The 14,213-nt window shown below is 69.5% G+C and carries 16 protein-coding genes; 7 read left to right on the top strand and 9 right to left on the bottom strand.

The annotated features are described in order from the left end of the window. The first annotated feature begins 11 nt into the window (after positions 1-11). From GAK38_RS08225 to GAK38_RS08205, 5 genes are all read left to right on the top strand, one after another. A complete protein-coding gene (locus tag GAK38_RS08225) occupies positions 12-1,235 on the top strand; it encodes a type II secretion system F family protein (protein WP_325343108.1) in 1,224 nt (407 codons plus the stop codon). Positions 1,236-1,280: 45 nt separating this feature from the next. Beyond that, on the top strand, positions 1,281-2,222 hold the full coding sequence (locus GAK38_RS08220) for a prepilin peptidase (protein ID WP_325343106.1): 942 nt from the start codon (positions 1,281-1,283) through the stop codon (positions 2,220-2,222). 7 nt (positions 2,223-2,229) lie between these two features. After that, entirely contained in the window at positions 2,230-2,883 is a 654-nt protein-coding gene (coaE, locus tag GAK38_RS08215) for a dephospho-CoA kinase (protein WP_325343104.1), read from the top strand. A gap of 79 nt (positions 2,884-2,962) precedes the next feature. Then, positions 2,963-3,721, top strand: a complete 759-nt coding sequence (gene zapD / locus GAK38_RS08210; protein ID WP_325343103.1) for a cell division protein ZapD — start codon at positions 2,963-2,965, stop codon at positions 3,719-3,721. Next, positions 3,718-3,927 carry a DNA gyrase inhibitor YacG gene (locus GAK38_RS08205; protein ID WP_325343101.1) on the top strand — a complete coding sequence of 70 codons (210 nt, stop codon included), beginning with the start codon at positions 3,718-3,720 and terminating at the stop codon, positions 3,925-3,927. Before zapD ends, GAK38_RS08205 begins: the two co-directional genes overlap by 4 nt. Here the strand turns inward: GAK38_RS08205 and GAK38_RS08200 are convergent. Further along, entirely contained in the window at positions 3,922-4,545 is a 624-nt protein-coding gene (locus tag GAK38_RS08200) for a TetR/AcrR family transcriptional regulator (RefSeq protein ID WP_325343099.1), read from the bottom strand. The two genes, GAK38_RS08205 and GAK38_RS08200, sit on opposite strands and share 6 nt — an antisense overlap. 139 nt (positions 4,546-4,684) lie before the next feature. Between GAK38_RS08200 and GAK38_RS08195 the strand changes: the two genes are divergently transcribed. Beyond that, complete coding sequence (locus GAK38_RS08195) at positions 4,685-5,425, top strand: SDR family NAD(P)-dependent oxidoreductase (RefSeq protein WP_325343097.1); 741 nt, start codon at positions 4,685-4,687, stop codon at positions 5,423-5,425. Between the two features lie 16 nt (positions 5,426-5,441). Here GAK38_RS08195 and GAK38_RS08190 read toward each other — a convergent pair whose 3' ends face one another. The 6 genes from GAK38_RS08190 to GAK38_RS08165 form a co-directional block, all read right to left on the bottom strand. Beyond that, positions 5,442-5,870, bottom strand: coding sequence for an NUDIX domain-containing protein (locus GAK38_RS08190; protein ID WP_325343095.1), 429 nt, complete (start codon positions 5,868-5,870; stop codon positions 5,442-5,444). Further along, the gene (locus GAK38_RS08185) at positions 5,863-6,735 is read right to left on the bottom strand and encodes an ATP-binding protein (protein ID WP_325343093.1); all 873 of its coding nucleotides are present in this window, start codon (positions 6,733-6,735) and stop codon (positions 5,863-5,865) included. The genes GAK38_RS08190 and GAK38_RS08185 overlap by 8 nt, the downstream gene beginning before the upstream one ends. An 83-nt stretch (positions 6,736-6,818) precedes the next feature. Then, on the bottom strand, positions 6,819-8,048 hold the full coding sequence (gene argJ, locus GAK38_RS08180) for a bifunctional glutamate N-acetyltransferase/amino-acid acetyltransferase ArgJ (protein WP_325343091.1): 1,230 nt from the start codon (positions 8,046-8,048) through the stop codon (positions 6,819-6,821). 124 nt (positions 8,049-8,172) lie between these two features. Continuing rightward, positions 8,173-10,959 (bottom strand): preprotein translocase subunit SecA, encoded by a 2,787-nt coding sequence (secA, locus tag GAK38_RS08175; RefSeq protein WP_325343089.1) that lies wholly within the window; start codon positions 10,957-10,959, stop codon positions 8,173-8,175. A gap of 325 nt (positions 10,960-11,284) precedes the next feature. Next, complete coding sequence (locus GAK38_RS08170) at positions 11,285-11,602, bottom strand: hypothetical protein (RefSeq protein WP_325343087.1); 318 nt, start codon at positions 11,600-11,602, stop codon at positions 11,285-11,287. 18 nt (positions 11,603-11,620) lie between these two features. Continuing rightward, the gene (locus tag GAK38_RS08165; protein WP_325343085.1) at positions 11,621-11,860 is read right to left on the bottom strand and encodes a hypothetical protein; all 240 of its coding nucleotides are present in this window, start codon (positions 11,858-11,860) and stop codon (positions 11,621-11,623) included. Between the two features lie 238 nt (positions 11,861-12,098). On the opposite strand from GAK38_RS08165, the gene GAK38_RS08160 reads away from it, so the two are divergent. Beyond that, the gene (locus GAK38_RS08160; RefSeq protein ID WP_325343083.1) at positions 12,099-12,458 is read left to right on the top strand and encodes a hypothetical protein; all 360 of its coding nucleotides are present in this window, start codon (positions 12,099-12,101) and stop codon (positions 12,456-12,458) included. Here the strand turns inward: GAK38_RS08160 and GAK38_RS08155 are convergent. Together GAK38_RS08155 and GAK38_RS08150 are read right to left on the bottom strand one after the other, a co-directional pair. After that, entirely contained in the window at positions 12,436-12,849 is a 414-nt protein-coding gene (locus GAK38_RS08155) for an OsmC family protein (RefSeq protein WP_325343081.1), read from the bottom strand. The genes GAK38_RS08160 and GAK38_RS08155 overlap by 23 nt on opposite strands. 3 nt (positions 12,850-12,852) lie before the next feature. After that, complete coding sequence (locus GAK38_RS08150) at positions 12,853-14,211, bottom strand: LLM class flavin-dependent oxidoreductase (protein WP_325343079.1); 1,359 nt, start codon at positions 14,209-14,211, stop codon at positions 12,853-12,855. Positions 14,212-14,213: the final 2 nt, after the last annotated feature.

The following is a 14,213-nucleotide window of genomic DNA, read 5'->3' as shown; positions in this document are numbered from 1 at the left end:
GGACAACCAGCATGGCCACTGCCGCAGCAGCATCGAAGGGCGTCAAGGAGTTCGTCTTCGAATGGGAGGGCCGCGACCGCAACGGCAAACCGGTGCGCGGCGAGATCCGCGCCGGCGGCGAGAACCAGGTCCAGGCCACGCTGCGCCGCCAGGGCGTGTTCCCGACCAGGATCAGGAAGCGCAAGACCTCGGGCGGCAAGAGGATCACGCCCAAGGACATCGCACTCTTCACCCGCCAGCTCGCGACGATGATGAAGGCCGGCGTGCCGCTGCTGCAGGCCTTCGACATCGTGGGCCGCGGCAATTCGAATCCGAGCGTGACCCGGCTGCTCAACGACATCCGCACCGACGTGGAGACCGGCACCTCGCTCAACGCGGCCTTCCGCAAGCATCCGCTGTACTTCGATGCGCTGTACTGCAACCTGGTCGAGGCCGGCGAGGCCGCCGGTATCCTTGACGCGCTGCTCGACCGCCTGGCGCTCTACATGGAGAAGACCGAGGCGATCAAATCGAAGATCAAGTCGGCGCTGATGTACCCGATCTCGGTGGTCGTCGTCGCCTTCGTCGTGGTCGCGGTGATCATGATCTTCGTGATCCCGGCGTTCAAGGAGGTGTTCTCGTCCTTCGGCGCCGACCTGCCGGCGCCCACGCTGGTCGTGATCGCCATCAGCGAGGTGTTCGTGCAGTGGTGGTGGCTGATCTTCGGCGCCATCGGCGGCGGCCTGTACTTCTTCTTCCAGGCCTGGAAGCGCAACGAGCGCATGCAGGCCTTCATGGACCGTGCGCTGCTGAAGATGCCGATCTTCGGCACGCTGGTCGAGCAGTCCTGCATCGCCCGCTGGACCCGCACCCTGTCCACCATGTTCGCCGCCGGCGTGCCGCTGGTGGAGGCGCTCGACTCGGTCGGCGGCGCCTCGGGCAACTCGGTCTTCGCCAACGCGACCGGGAAGATCCAGCAGGAGGTCTCCACCGGCGTGAGCCTCACGGCCGCGATGACCAATGCCAACGTGTTCCCGTCGATGGTGCTGCAGATGTGCGCGATCGGCGAGGAGTCCGGGTCCATCGACCACATGCTCGGCAAGGCTGCCGAGTTCTACGAGTCCGAGGTCGACGACATGGTGGCCGGCCTCTCCAGCCTCATGGAGCCAATCATCATCGTCGTGCTCGGCGTGCTGATCGGCGGCATCGTCGTCTCGATGTACCTGCCCATCTTCAAGCTCGGGCAGGTCGTCTGAGTCCCACGGTGCCCCGGGCGCCTCCATGCACGCACTTTTTTTCGCATGATTCTTTCCCCGACGGCCGATGCCGTGATCGCCGGCCTCTTCGGCCTGCTGGTCGGCAGCTTCCTCAACGTGGTGATCCACCGCCTTCCGCGCATGCTGGAGCGCAGCTGGTGGCTGTCGGCCGGCGAGACGCTGGGCGACGCCGCGTCCTACCAGCGCGTGTTCGGCCGCCCGGCGCCGGCGCTGCTGGAAGCGGCCCACGTCCAGCTCGCCAGCGACGCGCAGACGCTGGGGCCCTATTCGCTGGCTCGCCCGCGCTCGCGCTGCGGCCGTTGCGGCCACGGCATCCGATGGTACGAGAACCTGCCGGTGCTGAGCTATGTCTTCCTGCGCGGGCGCTGCAGCGCCTGCCGCGCACCGATCGGCCTGCGCTATCCGCTGGTCGAGCTGGCCACCGGCGCGCTGTTCGCGCTGTGCGCCTGGAGGTGGGGTATCAGCCTGCAGGGCGTAGCCTGGGCGGGTTTCGCGAGCATACTGGTCGTGCAGTTCGCAATCGACCTTGACACCCAGCTGCTGCCCGACGACCTCAACTACCCGCTGCTCTGGCTTGGCCTGCTGGCTGCGGCCATCGGCTGGAGCGGCGTGCCGCTGGCCTCGGCCGTCTGGGGTGCGGCGCTGGGCTACCTGGCGCTGTGGTCGGTCTACCACCTCTACCGGCTCGCGACCGGCAAGGAAGGCATGGGCTACGGCGACTTCAAGCTGCTGGCCGCGCTCGGCGCGTGGTTCGGCGCGGAGTACCTGCTGGCCATCGTGCTGGTGTCCTCGCTCGTGGGCGCGGTGCTCGGCGGCGGGCTGCTGCTGGCCGGGCGGCTGGCGCACAAGGACATCCCGATCGCGTTCGGCCCCTTCCTGGCCGGCGCCGGGCTGGTCTGCCTCGCGGTGGGACCGGCCGAGGTGCGCGCGCTGGCGCCGTTCGCCTTCCCGTTCTTCGCAGGGTGAGCCGGCCGTGGCACTGCATCTGGGGCTGACGGGGGGTATCGGCAGCGGCAAATCGTTGGTTGGTCGCTTCCTGATGGAACTGAGGGGGGTTTTGATTGATTCCGATGCCGTGTCGCGCAGCGTGACCGCGGCGGGCGGCGCAGCGATCGGTCCGATCCGCGATACCTTCGGACCTGACTTCATCGACGCGGCCGGTGCGATGCACCGGGCCCGCATGCGCACCCTGGCCTTCTCCGACCCGACGGCGCGCGGCCGGCTGGAGGCGATCATTCACCCGCTGGTGCAGCAGGCGTCCGAAGCCCAGGCCCGCGCGGCCGAGGCCGCCGGCGCGCCGCTGCTGGTGTTCGACATCCCGCTGCTGGTCGAGAGCGGCCGCCGCATCGCGCAGTTCGACCGCCTCCTCGTGGTCGATTGCAGCATCGAGACCCAGATCGCCCGCGTGATGGCGCGCAACGGCCTGGCGCGCGGAACGGTCGAAGGAATCATCGCCTCGCAGGCCAGCCGCGCCCAGCGGCTCGCGGCGGCCGATGCGGTGCTGTTCAACGACGGCATACCGCCCGAGGCGCTGCGTGCCCAGGTGCATGCGCTGGCAGGCTGGCTCGGCCTCCCGGCGGTTTCAAGCGGTGACGCAGGGGTGACAGGGCCTGCCGAGCCACTATGATGCGTTTTTCCGTTGCAGGCCCTGCGTCCATGGAAGCCACCACCTTCACACCGATTCGGCCGACGAGGAAACCCGCCGCGTGCTCCTGTACGAATACCCCTTCAACGAGCGCATCCGTACCTACCTGCGGCTGGAGCATCTGTTCCGCCGGCTCGGCGAGCTGATCTCGCGCGAGCATCCGCTCGACCACCATTTCGCGCTGACCACCATCTTCGAGGTGATGGACGTGGCCGCGCGCGCCGACCTCAAGTCCGACGTGATGAAGGACCTGGAGAAGCAGAAGCACCTGCTCGACAGCTACCGCGGCAACCCGTCGATCGCCGAGGGCGTGCTCGACAGCGTGATTGCCCAGCTCGACCACTGCTTCGCCGCGCTCAACGCGCTGCCCGGCAAGGCCGGCCAGGCGCTGGCCGAGAACGAATGGCTCATGAGCATCCGCAGCCGCGCGAGCATCCCCGGCGGCACCTGCGGCTTCGACCTGCCGGCCTACGCGGCCTGGCAGCACCGCCCGCCCAAGGTGCGCCAGCGCGCGCTGGAGGACTGGGCCTCCACGCTCGCGCCGCTGGCCGAGTCGATCTACCAGCTGCTCAAGATGCTGCGCGACTCGGGCCTGGCGCAAAAGGTGATGGCCGAGCGCGGCCAGTTCCAGCAGAGCCTGCCGGCGGGCCGCACCTTCCAGCTGCTGCGCCTGCGCATCGATCCGCGCCTGAACCTGGTGCCGGAGATCAGCGGCAACCGCCTGATCGTCTCGGTGCGGCTGATGCAGCAGGACGAGGACGGCCGGCTGCACCTCGCCGCCGACCGCGACGCCGCGTTCGAACTGACGCTCTGCGCATGACAACCGCTACCCCGGTCCGCACCGTCGTCTGCCCCACCTGCGGCGGCCCGAGCCTCTATGCGCCCGAGAACCGCTGGCGCCCGTTCTGCAGCGAGCGCTGCAGGCAGATCGACCTCGGCGCCTGGGCCAGCGAGGAGTTCAGGATGCCGACCGAGGCACCGCCCGACGACGCGCCCTACGGCGACCCGCGCACGCAGGAGTCATGACGCGCCCGGCTGCACGGCCGCGGCATGCGCATCCCAGTGGCGCATGACCTCGGTGACGGCCGCGTCGAGCACGCGGCCGGGCACGCCGTCGCGGGCCTGCACCGACAGGCCGAACAGGAAGCTGTGGAACAGCGCGGCGAAGGCCGGCGCGTCGGTGCCGTCCGGTAGCCCGCCGGCCGCCACCGCGCGCCGCACGCAGCGCTCGAATCCCTCGCGCGTACGCGCCCGCCGGTGCGCCAGCAACGCCTGCACCGGCGCATGCTCGGGCGCGCAGGCACCGGCCGACAGCACGAGCAGGCAGCCCCGCGGATGGCCGCGGCCGGTCTGCATGCGGGCTGACGCGCGCAGCGCCTGCTCGACGGCCGCGCGCGGCGCGAGCGCGTCGTCCCAGAGGCAGTCATGGACCTGCCCGTGGGTGGCGGCGTAGCGCTCCACCACCTCCCCGAACAGCGCCTCCTTGGAGCCGAAGGCGGCATAGAAGCTCGGCGCGCCGATGCCGATGCGCTCCTTGAGCATCGCGAGCGAGGTGGATGCGTAGCCATGCTCCCAGAACAGGTGCATCGCCTGCTGCACCGCCGCGTCGCGGTCGAAGCTGCGGGGACGGCCCATCTGCGCCATGCGGGTCTCCTTGCGTTGCAAAGGATCAATACTAATCGGTACACAAGTCGTTGACAGCTCCAGGGCGGGCCGTCTACATTCATATCGATCGGTACAGATATCGCCTTCCCATTCCCAACCACTTCCGAGGAGTCCCGACATGAGTTCACTGGCAGGCCAGGCCGCCTTCGTCACCGGCGGCAGCCGCGGCATCGGCGCGGCCATCGCGCGCGCACTGGCCGCGCAGGGCGCGGACGTCGCGCTGACCTATGCGCATTCGAAGGACCGGGCCGAGGCCGTGGCCGCCGGCATCCGCGCGCAGGGCCGGCGCGCGATCGCGATCGCCGCCGACGCGGCCGATGCCGCGCAGGTGGCCGCGGCGGTGGACCGCGCGGCGGCGGAGTTCGGCCGGCTCGACATCCTCGTGAACAACGCCGGCATCCTCGAAGCCGGCACCATCGACCAGCTCACGCGCGACGACTACGACCGCACGCTGTCGGTCAACCTGCGCGCGGTGTTCGCGGCGATCGTGCAGGCGCTCAAGCACCTGCCCGACGGCGGACGCATCGTCTCGATCGGCAGCTGCCTCGCGACGCGGGCCAGCCGTCCCGGCATCAGCCTCTACACGGCGAGCAAGGCCGCGCTCGCGGGGCTGACCAAGGGCGTGGCACGCGACCTCGGGCCGCGGCGCATTACCGTCAACCTCGTGCAGCCGGGGCCGACCGATACCGACATGAACCCGGCCGACGGCCCGCGCGCGGCCGGCCTGCGTGCCGCGCTGGCCCTGCCGGACTACGGCCGGCCCGAGGACATCGCCGCGACCGTGGTGCACCTGGCAGGCGACGGCGGGCGCAACATCACCGGCGCGGTGATCGACGTGGACGGCGGCATCAACGCCTGACGGCCGCCGCGGCGGCTCAGGCGCGGTGCGTCGGCCCCGCGAAGCCCGTCTCGCCGGCCAGCCACGCGAGCACCGGGAAGGCGCCCGGCAGCACCGGATGCACGTCGAGCGGCAGCCGCTGCCAGGCCATGGACTGGCCCTCGCGCATCTCGAACCCGCCGCGCCAGTCGAACACCTTGCACCAGTGCAGCCGCACCAGCGCATGCGGGTAGTCGTGCTCGGTCACCTTCCAGGCATGGGCCGTGCCGATGACGATGCCGAGCTCCTCCTCGAGCCCGCGGCGCAGCGCCTGCTCGACCGTCTCGCCGGCTTCGAGCTTGCCGCCCGGGAATTCCCAGTAGCCGGCGTAGGGCTTGCCCTCGGGGCGCGAGGTCAGCAGCAGCGCGCCGTCGGGGCCGATCAGCACGCCGACGGCGACCTCGGTGTGCTTGCGCGGCTCACCCATGACCGTGCCTGCCGGCATAGTCCCGGGCGAACTGGTAGGCGACGCGGCCGCTGCGCGAGCCGCGCTCCAGCGCCCAGACCAGCGCCTCGGCACGGGCCGCGGCGATCTGCTCCGCGTTCAGGCCGAACGAGGAGAGCCACTGGCCGGCGATGGTCAGGTACTCCTCCTGGCTGAACGGGTAGAAGCTCACCCAGAGGCCGAAGCGCTCGGACAGCGAGATCTTCTCCTCCACCACCTCGCCCGGATGGATCTCGCCGTCCTCGCCGCGCGTGTAGGTGAGGTTGTCCTTCATGTGCTCGGGCAGCAGGTGGCGCCGGTTGCTCGTGGCGTAGATCAGCACGTTGGGCGTGGCCGCGGCCACCGAGCCGTCGAGGATGGACTTGAGCGCCTTGTAGCCCGGCTCGCCGTCCTCGAAGCTCAGGTCGTCGCAGAAGACGACGAACTTCTCGGGCCGCGTGCTGACCAGTTCCACGATGTCGGGCAGGTCGGTCAGGTCGCCCTTGTCGACTTCGATCAGGCGCAGGCCACGCGGCGCGTAGGCGTTGAGGCAGGCCTTGATCAACGAGGACTTGCCGGTGCCGCGCGCACCGGTCAACAGCACGTTGTTGGCCGGCTTGCCGTCGACGAACTGCTCGGTGTTGCGGCGGATCTTCTCCTTCTGGCCGTCGATTTCCTGGAGGTCGTCCAGGCGCATGACCGAGAGGTGGCGCACCGCCTCCCATACGCCCTGGCGGCCGCCGCGCTTGCGGTAGCGCCAGGCGACCGCGTCCCAGTCGGGTGCGGCCAGCGGCTGCGGCAGCACGGCCTCGATGCGGGTGATGAGCTGCTCGGCGCGCGCGAGCAGGTGTTCGAATGTCGGATTCATGGCTGCGCTTTTTTCTATACACCAGGGGATATACGGTCAGCATGCCCGTCTCACAAGGGCCTGCGGTCTATACCCCTTGGCTTTCAGGAACGGTAATCGGCGTTGATGCTCACGTAGTCGTGGCTCAGGTCGCAGGTCCAGACGGTGTCGGCCGCGCTGCCGCGGCCGAGCACCACGCGCACGGTGATCTCGCTGTGCTGCATGACGCGCTGGCCGTCCTCCTCGCGGTACGAGGGATTGCGGCCGCCGTGGACGGCGACGTGCACGTCGTCGAGGTAGAGGTCGATGGCGGTCTGGTCGAGGTCGTCGATGCCGGCATAGCCGACGGCTGCGAGGATGCGGCCGAGGTTCGGGTCGCTCGCGTAGAACGCGGTCTTCACGAGCGGCGAATGGGCGATCGCATAGGCCACCTGCCGAGCCTCGGCTGCGGTCTTCGCGCCTTCGACCTGCACCGTGATGAACTTGGTCGCACCCTCGCCGTCGCGCACGATGGCCTGGGCCAGCCGGCGGGCCACGCCGAGCAGCGCGTCGCGCAGGGCCTGGCCTTCGGGACTGTCGAGCGACTCGACTTGCGGGTTGTCCGCCTTGTCGGTGGCGATGACGACGAACGAATCGTTGGTCGAGGTGTCGCCGTCGATCGTGATGCGGTTGAACGAGCCTTCGGCCAGCTCGCGCGCGAGCTGCGGCAGCAGCGCCGGAGCGACCTTCGCGTCGGTTGCGAGGAAGCCGAGCATGGTCGCCATGTTCGGGCGGATCATGCCGGCGCCCTTGCTGATGCCGGTGATGGCGACCGTGGCGCCGCCGACCTGCGCGCTGGCGCTGGCGGCCTTGGGCACGGTGTCGGTGGTCATGATGCCTTCGGCCGCGCGGGCCCAGTGGTTGCCGGCCGCGTCGGCGATGGCTGCGGGCAGGGCGGCCTCGATGCGGTCGACCGGCAGCGGCTCCATGATCACGCCGGTCGAGAACGGCAGCACCTGCCCGGGCGCGACGCCGATGCCGCGCGCCAGCGCCGCAGCCATCGCGCGCGCGCGGGCCAAGCCGTCGGCGCCGGTGCCGGCATTGGCATTGCCGGTGTTGACGACCAGGCCGCGGATCGCGGCGCCGCCTGCCAGGTGCTCGCGCGCGACCTGCACCGGCGCGGCGCAGAAGCGGTTGCGGGTGAAGACGCCGGCCACGGCCGTGCCCTCGTCGAACAGGAAGACGGTCAGGTCCTTGCGGTGGGCCTTGCGGATGCCGGCTTCGGCCACGCCGATGCGCACGCCGGCGATCGGCAGCAGCGCGGCGGCGTCGGGGGCGCTGAGGTTGACGGGCATGGAGAGATCCTGAAGAGGCTGGGAGCTGGGAACTACTAAAGGCTGGGGACTAAAGGCTGGGGCTGGGGGCGAGGGAATGTCCCACGGCTCCGTCCTCGGACGCCAGACCCTGATTTTCCCTTCCCTAGTTCAACCGCCCGTGACAGTTCTTGAACTTCAGGCCGCTGCCGCAGGGGCACGGATCGTTGCGGCCGACGCGCGCACCTTCGGGCAGGGCGGGGACGGCGCCAACGGCGGCCGCGGCGATCGCGGCCTCCGCCGGCGTGCCGGACCACGTGGTCTCGGCCTCGCCGGTCTCGGTGGGCGCGGTGTAGCTCACGTTGGTGACGTGGCTCGCGCGCTCCTCGTACGAATGGGCGGCCTCCTCTGCCTGCTCGCCGGTCTGCACGCGCACCGTCAGCAGCACGCGGGTGACGTCGTTCTTCACGCGGTCGATGAGCTGGCGGAACAGTTCGAAGGCCTCGCGCTTGTATTCCTGCTTGGGCTGCTTCTGCGCGTAGCCGCGCAGGTGGATGCCCTGGCGCAGGTAGTCGAGCGCGGCGAGGTGGTCGCGCCAGCTGGAGTCGAAGTTCTGCAGCAGCACGGCGCGCTCGAACTGGGTGAAGTTCTCGCCGCCGACCAGCGCGACCTTGGCGTCGAACTGCGCCTTGCCGGCCTGCACCACCGCTTCGAGAATGTCGTCGTCGGTCAGGCTGCTGGCGCCCTGCACCTGGGCGGTCAGCGGCACCTCCAGGTGCCACTCCTCGGCCAGCGTCTTCTCCAGGCCGGCGATGTCCCACTGCTCCTCGACCGATTCGGCCGGCACGTAGGCGCGCACCACGTCGGTCAGGGCCGAGGCGCGCATGCCGGCGATCACGTCGTCGAGGCTCGCGGCGTCGAGAATCTCGTTCCTCTGCTGGTAGATGACCTTGCGCTGGTCGTTGGCCACGTCGTCGTATTCGAGCAGCTGCTTGCGGATGTCGAAGTTGCGGGCCTCGACCTTGCGCTGCGCGCTCTCGATGCTGCGGGTGACGATGCCGGCCTCGATCGCCTCGCCGTCGGGCATCTTCAGGCGCTCCATGATGGCCTTGACGCGGTCGCCCGCGAAGATGCGCATGAGCGCGTCGTCCAGGCTCAGGTAGAAGCGCGAGGAGCCCGGGTCGCCCTGGCGGCCCGAGCGGCCGCGCAGCTGGTTGTCGATGCGGCGCGACTCGTGGCGCTCGGTGGCGATGATGCGCAGGCCGCCCAGGGCCTTGACCTTCTCGTGGTCCTGCCGCCACTTCTCGCGCAGCGCGGCGATGCGGGCCTGGCGGTCGGCGTCGGACAGCGCGGCGTCCTCCTCGATCGCGGCGATGGCTTTTTCGATGTTGCCGCCGAGCACGATGTCGGTGCCGCGGCCGGCCATGTTGGTCGCGATGGTGATCACGCCGAGGCTGCCGGCCTGGGCGATGATGTCGGCCTCGCGGGCGTGCTGCTTGGCGTTGAGCACCTGGTGCGGCAGGCCGGCCTGGTTGAGCAGCTGGTCGATGATCTCGGAGTTCTCGATCGAGGTCGTGCCCACCAGCACCGGCTGGCCGCGCTCGTGGCATTCGCGGATGTCGGCGATGGCCGCCTCGTACTTCTCGCGTGTGGTCTTGTAGACGCGGTCGAGCTGGTCCTCGCGGCGGCTCGGCTTGTTGGGCGGGATCACGACCGTCTCCAGCCCGTAGATCTCCTGGAACTCGTAGGCTTCGGTGTCGGCCGTGCCAGTCATGCCCGAGAGCTTGCCGTAGAGGCGGAAGTAGTTCTGGAAGGTGATCGAGGCCAGCGTCTGGTTCTCGGCCTGGATCTCCACGCCCTCCTTGGCCTCCACGGCCTGGTGCAGGCCCTCGCTCCAGCGGCGGCCGGCCATCAGGCGGCCGGTGAACTCGTCGACGATGACGATCTCGCCGTTCTGCACCACGTAGTGCTGATCGCGGTGGTAGAGGTTGTGCGCCCGCAGCGCGGCGTACAGGTGGTGCACCAGCGTGATGTGGGACGGGTCGTAGAGCGAGGCGCCGGCCGGCAGCAGGCCGTTGGCCGACAGCAGGCGCTCGGCCGTCTCGTGGCCCTGCTCGGTCAGGAAGACCTGGTGGCTCTTCTCGTCCACCGTGAAGTCGCCCGGCTTCGTGACGCCCTCGCCGGTGCGCGGATCGGCCTCGCCCTCCTGGCGCACCAGCAGCGGCGCGACCTGGTTGATCGCGAGGTAGAGCGCCGTGTGGTCCTCGGCCTGGCCGCTGATGATCAGCGGCGTGCGGGCCTCGTCGATCAGGATCGAGTCCACTTCGTCGACGATGGCGTAGTGCAGGCCGCGCTGCACCCGGTCGGCGGCCTCGTAGACCATGTTGTCGCGCAGGTAGTCGAAGCCGTACTCGTTGTTGGTGCCGTAGGTGACGTCGGCGCCGTAGGCGGCCTGCTTGTCCTCGCGCGGCGCCTGCGGCAGGTTGACGCCGACGGTCAGGCCCAGGAAGTTGTAGAGCCGGCCCATCGCGGTGGCGTCGCGGCTGGCCAGGTAGTCGTTGACCGTGATCACGTGCACGCCCTTGCCGACCAGCGCGTTCAGGTAGACCGGCAGCGTACTCGTGAGCGTCTTGCCCTCGCCGGTGCGCATCTCGGCGATCTTGCCCTGGTGCAGCGCGATGCCGCCGAGCAGTTGCACGTCGAAGTAGCGCAGCTTCAGAACACGCTTGGAGCCCTCCCGCACGACGGCGAAGGCCTCGGGCAGCAGGGCGTCGAGCGTTTCGCCCGCGGCGATGCGGTCCTTGAACTCCTGCGTCTTGCCGCGCAGCGCCTCGTCGGTCAGCTGTTCGTACTCGGGCTCCAGCGCATTGATGCGCGCGACCGTCTTGCGGTACTGCTTGAGGAGCCGGTCGTTGCGGCTGCCGAAGAGTTTGGTGAGGAAGTTGGTGGCCATGCGTCCATACCGCGCCGCCACCGCGGTGGCATCCATGCCCACCGGGACGGTGGGCGGGGGCGGCCTCGCACGGGGCGACCGAAATTCCTGAATAAGGGTTTTGTGATCAGCCAGCCGCGGCGCGCACGGGCCGCACACCGCACGGCCCCTGGCCTGCCGCGGCCAAACCGGGGAGTTTACCTGCGCACCGTGATGCCTGGAGGGATGCTGCCGGCATGCACCTGGCCTGAGGCGGGGGCTTGCGCCGCCGGCACCGGCGCACCCTTGCCGCGGCGGGTGTCCGGGAAGGCGCGCGGAATCCTGCGGCGGGCCCTGCACCGGCACCTCAAAATGCAGGTGCGGCACGGTGGATCGGCCGGTGGTGTCCGCCTCGGCGATCTTCCGGCCGCGTCGTACCGATCGCCGCAGGCCGGGTGCCGTTCCTGCGCGACCACGATGCCGCGGCCGCGGCCAGGATGGCCGTGCCGGCCTCGGCCTGGAAGCCCGGCCCGGTGTGCAGGGTCGAGCAGCCGGGCAGCGGATCGATGCGCCAGCCGAAGGGCGAGCCCAGCAGCCGGCCGGGCACCGGCTGCTGCGACGGCACGAGCATGGTCCGCAGTTTCTGGCCCATGAGGTCCGACTCCATCGCCGTCAGCAGGTCCATCCGCTGCGAGGTCAGCGCCTACAGGTCGGCCAGCGTGGCCGGCAACTCCTCGACGGTGGCTGGCCGGCCCGAGACCGGCTGCCCCGGTAGGCGGCAGAAATCGGCCGGATTCATACCGGCCAGATCCGAAGGCGTTCGCCAAGCGACTCCGGCTGCATCACCTTTTGCTTGCATCTCGCCGACGTTGCGGGTCACCGCGTCGAGGTGCTCGCGCAGAAAGCGCTCGCGCTGCGCGTCCTCGGCCTCGCCGGCAGACATCGCGGACAACGCCGGCCAGCCGGCCCGCGCCGCTCCAGCGCGAGACCGTACCTGCCATCAGCAGGGTCACCAGCACGAACGCCATCGCTGCGGCCAGCTGGCGTGGGCCGATCAGGGTAACGGGAGCGCTCTTGCCGAGCCAGGTGTCCGCGATAATCAGGTGCGTTGCCGTCGTCGCTCCAGTCAGCTCGTCCTTCATCGCGCCGCCGCGTCAGCGTCTTCCATCCTTTCCGGTTCCATGCAACGTCGCCACCATGCCATCACCCTCCAGCAGGCCAGCGAGGAATCGCCGACGCTGGCGCGCCTAGTGGAACTGACCCGGGATTCGAAGGAACGCCTGCGCGCGGTGGAAGGTCTGATTCCGCCGCTGCTGCGGCCCCGGCTGCAGGCCGGGCCGATCGAGGGCACCTCGTGGTGCCTGCTGGTCGACAGCAATGCGGCGGCCGCCAAGGTGCGCCAGCTGCTGCCCGCGCTGGCAGCCCACCTGCGGACCAAGGGTTGGGAAGTTACCGCAATCCGGTTGAAGGTCCAAGGTGGGGGCAAGGCTGAGGACTTCCCGCGCGGCCGTGCCCGGATCAACGAACGGGAACACCGTTGATCGCCACTTCGATCCGGGTACCTAGCGCCAGGGTGTTATAGATCGGACACACGCGCTGGAACTCCCCGACCCACACGTGAGTCTGCGCGGCCATGGCTTCTTCAATCCCGAATTCCAGGCCGATACGCTCATAGCGCCAGCTTTCATCCGCATGCGCCTCGGATTGGGCATGCACCGCCACTTGCAGATTCCGCACACCGTCGCTCGCCGCCGCAGACTGCACCAAGGCGGCCGCGCAGGTCGCCAAGCCAGCTAGCAGTAACTCGGCGGCGGCCCAGCTCTCGCCCGGCCCGCCACGCACCGCGGTGGCATCAGCCACGAGGTGGTGGTCGCGCGCCGATGCGATGAAACGCCCCGCCTGCAGCGTAGCGCCAAGCCTGACTGCGGGCATGGCTCAACGCTCGCGAGAGACGCGTTCGCGCCAGGCACCTGGTTGCGGAACGGCAAGGCCCAGATTGTCGCGCAGGGTGCGGCCCTCGTAGTCGGTGCGCAGCAGGCCCCTGCGTTGCAGTTCGGGCACGACCTCCGAGGCGAACTCCTCGAAAGCGCCAGGTTGGTCCGTCGCCGTGACCGTGAAGCCGTCCGCCGCCCCTTCGTTGAACCATCGCTCCAGCCCGTCTGCGATCTCCGGCGCGGTTCCGATGAAGTTGCCCTCTGTACGGCCGCCGTACTGCTTGCCCAGCTGCCGCAGCGTGAGACCTTCGCGGCGGGTGATCTCCACGACCTCTTCATAGTGGCCAACGATGCTCGGGTTGGCGAGCGAAGGCAGATATTCATCCAGCGGGAACTGCGACAGGTCAATGTCCAGGTGGTAAGCCAGCGTGGAGAGGCCGGCAACATCCGGCACGAGTTCGGCAAGCCGTGCCTTGCGCTGCTGCGCCTCCTCGCTGGTCCGGCCGATCACCGGGGTGATGTCGGGCAGGATGCGAATGTCCCCGGCTTGGCGGCCATGCCGCACGGCGCGGGCCTTCACGTCGCCGTAGAATTCCTGCGCCGATCCGAACGAGGCGTGGCTGCAGAAGATCACATCGGCCCAACGCGCCGCAAAATCCCGTCCTGCGTTCGAGGCGCCGGCCTGGATCAGCACTGGCCAGCCCTGCGGTGGGCGCGGCACGTTGAGCGGGCCCTGCACGTCAAACCACCGGCCATGGTGGTCGATCGCACGGATCCTGTCCGGGTCGGCGAACTGCACCCGCTCGCGGTCCAGTTGCAAGGCATCGGCCGCCCAGCTGTCCCAGAGCTTGGCGGCCACTCCCAGGAACTCGTCGGCGCGCGCATAGCGCTCTTCGCGAGAGAAATGGTCGGTGCGGCCAAAGTTCCGGGCTTCGGCTTCCTGGAACGAAGTCACGATGTTCCATGCCGAACGGCCGGCGCTGATGTGGTCCCGCGTCGCAAAGCTGCGCGCCACGTGGAAAGGCTGTTGATAGCTCGTCGACACGGTGGCAGCGAGCCCCAGGTGCTCGGTGACGGCCGCGATATTGGACAGGATCGGCACTGGGTCCAGGCGCAGCGATCCAAGCGCACCATAGCGGACTTGCCCCTCAATACTGCCGGCATAGCGATTGGGCACGGACAGGATGTCCGGAAAAAAGGCGAGGTCGAACCGGCCGGACTCGAGGATGCGGCCGATCTTCTGGTAATAGGCCGCGCTGAGCCAGCCATGCTCGGCGCGCGGGTCAAGCCAGCCGCTGGCGCGACCGGGCCCGGCCGTGACGAAGGCGGCCAAGTTCATCTTTTCGTTGCGTGTTCCCATGG

The organism is Xylophilus sp. (genome assembly GCA_009914555.1).
In the GTDB taxonomy this organism is placed as follows: domain Bacteria; phylum Pseudomonadota; class Gammaproteobacteria; order Burkholderiales; family Burkholderiaceae_C; genus WNDY01.
The sequence above is the reverse complement of the archived record's forward strand: the minus strand, read 5'-3'. Positions and strand labels throughout refer to the sequence as shown.